At 72.4% G+C, this 2,280-nt stretch carries 1 protein-coding gene and 1 pseudogene; one reads left to right on the forward strand and one right to left on the reverse strand.

Features of this window, described 5'->3' with window-relative positions; genetic code table 11:
• Nucleotides 1-401: pseudogene (locus AB4Y86_RS17145) on the reverse strand (quinone-dependent dihydroorotate dehydrogenase); the annotation flags it as partial.
• Nucleotides 402-503: 102 nt separating this feature from the next.
• Here AB4Y86_RS17145 and AB4Y86_RS17150 point away from each other — a divergent pair.
• Nucleotides 504-2,177 (forward strand): FAD-binding dehydrogenase, encoded by a 1,674-nt coding sequence (locus AB4Y86_RS17150; RefSeq protein WP_441403370.1) that lies wholly within the window; start codon nt 504-506, stop codon nt 2,175-2,177.
• The last annotated feature ends 103 nt before the right edge of the window (nt 2,178-2,280 follow it).

The following is a 2,280-nucleotide window of genomic DNA, read 5'->3' on the forward strand; positions in this document are numbered from 1 at the left end:
GAGCGGAGCCGCGGCGCCACGGCCGCGGCGCCGTCGTTGTTGAAGCCCATCCGGTTGATCACCGCGCGGTCCTGGACCAGGCGGAAGAGCCGCGGGGCAGGATTGCCCGGCTGCGCCTGCCCCGTGATGGTGCCCACCTCGACATGGCCGAAGCCGAGGTCGGTAAGTGCCTCGATCCCGTGGCCTTCCTTGTCAAACCCCGCGGCCAGCCCGAACGGGGACGGAAAGGTCAAGCCGAAGGCCTCGGTCCGCAGCGAGGGCGCCGGGGCGGTGAGGCGCTGCAGCAGCCGGCCGGCGCCGCAACGGTTGGCCAGCCGGATGGCCCGGAACCCGATCCGGTGGGCGCGCTCGGCGTCCATCCAGGAGAAGGCAAACCGGAAGAAGGTGGGATATACGCGCATGCCCCTAGTTTTCCGGTTCCTGCTGCGCAAACCAAAATCCCGGCCCGAACCGGACACACCAATCGCGGCAAGAGGAACCCCGACGGGCACTAGCATGAAGCCATGACCAGCGACGATGCAGCCCCCAGCCACCGGATCGAAGCGGACGTCGTCGTTGTCGGCGCCGGGCTCGCCGGGCTGGTGGCCGCGGCCCAGGCGTACGCGGCAGGCCGGCGGGTGGCGGTCCTGGACCAGGAGCCCGAAGCCTCCGTTGGCGGCCAGGCGCACTGGTCCTTCGGCGGCCTCTTCCTGGTCAACACACCCGAACAGCGGCGGCTCGGCGTCCGCGACAACGCCGGACTGGCCCTCACCGACTGGCTCTCTTCGGCCGCCTTCGACCGTCCCGAGGATGCCCTCGCCCGCCAGTGGGCCGAAGCCTACGTAGACTTCGCGGCCGGCGAGAAACGCGCTTGGCTTGCGTCCCTCGGCGTCGGACTGTTTCCACTCGTGCAGTGGGCCGAGCGCGGCGGCTATGGCCCGGATGGCCACGGCAACACAGTGCCCCGGTTCCATGTCGCCTGGGGCACCGGCCCGGCACTGGTCGCGCCGTTCCTTGCCAAACTGCGCGAAGGCGAAGCCGCCGGCCGGGTGTCCTTTCACTTCCGGTACCGAGCCACCGAACTCACGACGACGGCGGGCCGGGTCAGCGGTGTGCGGGGCGAGGTGCTCGCCGCAAGCGCCGCCGCGCGCGGCGAACATTCTTCCCGCACCGCCGCCGGCGCCTTCGAGGCCGCCGCCGGGGCCGTGGTCGTAACCAGCGGCGGCATCGGCGGGAACCACGGGGCGGTCCGCCGGCAGTGGCCGGCCGGGGATGCTCCCGCCTCCATGCTCAGCGGCGTGCCGGCGTCGGTGGACGGCGGCTTCCTCGACGCCGTCGACCGCGCCGGCGGCCGCCTCATCAACGGCGACCGGATTTGCCACTACCCGGAAGGCGTCCACAACCACTCCCCGGTCTGGCCCCGGCATGGCATCCGGATCCTGCCCGGGCCCTCGGCGCTCTGGCTCGACGCGACGGGCCGGATGCTCCCGGCGCCGCTGTTCCCGGGCTTTGACTCACTCGGCGCCCTCCGGCATATCCTCGGCACCGGGCACACCCACTCCTGGTTCGTGCTGAACAAGGCCATCGCGCTGAAGGAGTTTGCCCTCTCGGGATCCGAGCAGAACCCCGACCTGACGGGCAAGGACGTCCGGCTCCTCGCAGCCCGTCTCAAACCGTCCGGGGACAGCCCGCTGGAACGCTTCCTGGACCGGGGCGTGGACTTCCTGCAGGCCGGCAGCCCCACGGACCTCGCCGCGAAGATGAACGCGCTCACCGGGGCGCCGCTGATCGAGCCCGGCGAGCTCGACCGGCTGATCCGGGCACGGGACCGGCAGTTCGCCAGCGGGCTCGGGAAGGATCCGCAGCTCGCGGCCATCCGGGCGGCCCGGCGGTTCACCACTGACAGGATCATGCGGGTCGCACCGCCGCACCCGATGCTCGACCCCAAGCACGGGCCCCTGCTGGCGGTGCGCCTCTCCGTCCTGACCCGTAAGAGCCTCGGCGGGATCCAGACGGATCTGCAGTCGCGGGTTCTGGACGGCTCCGGGCGGCCGGTGGCCGGGCTGTACGCCGCCGGCGAGGCCGCGGGGTTTGGCGGCGGCGGCATCCACGGCTACCGCGCTCTGGAAGGGACCTTCCTGGGCGGGTGCCTGTTCTCCGGCCGGGCGGCGGGCCGCGCCGCGGCCGCCGCCCTCTGACCGGGGTTCGGGGAGAACACCGGTGGAGTGGCACACCGACATCCTGGGCGACGACTTCGCGGCCTGCGCCTTCGAGGCGGCAGGTCCGGATGGCGTCGTACGC

This window comes from Arthrobacter sp. 2YAF22_2, assembly GCF_052114645.1.
In the GTDB taxonomy this organism is placed as follows: domain Bacteria; phylum Actinomycetota; class Actinomycetes; order Actinomycetales; family Micrococcaceae; genus Arthrobacter.

Excerpts from the sequence above, each read along its gene's own strand:
- AB4Y86_RS17150 (WP_441403370.1), top strand. The coding sequence starts at position 504 with ATGACCAGCGACGATGCAGCCCCCAGCCACCGGATCGAAGCGGACGTC.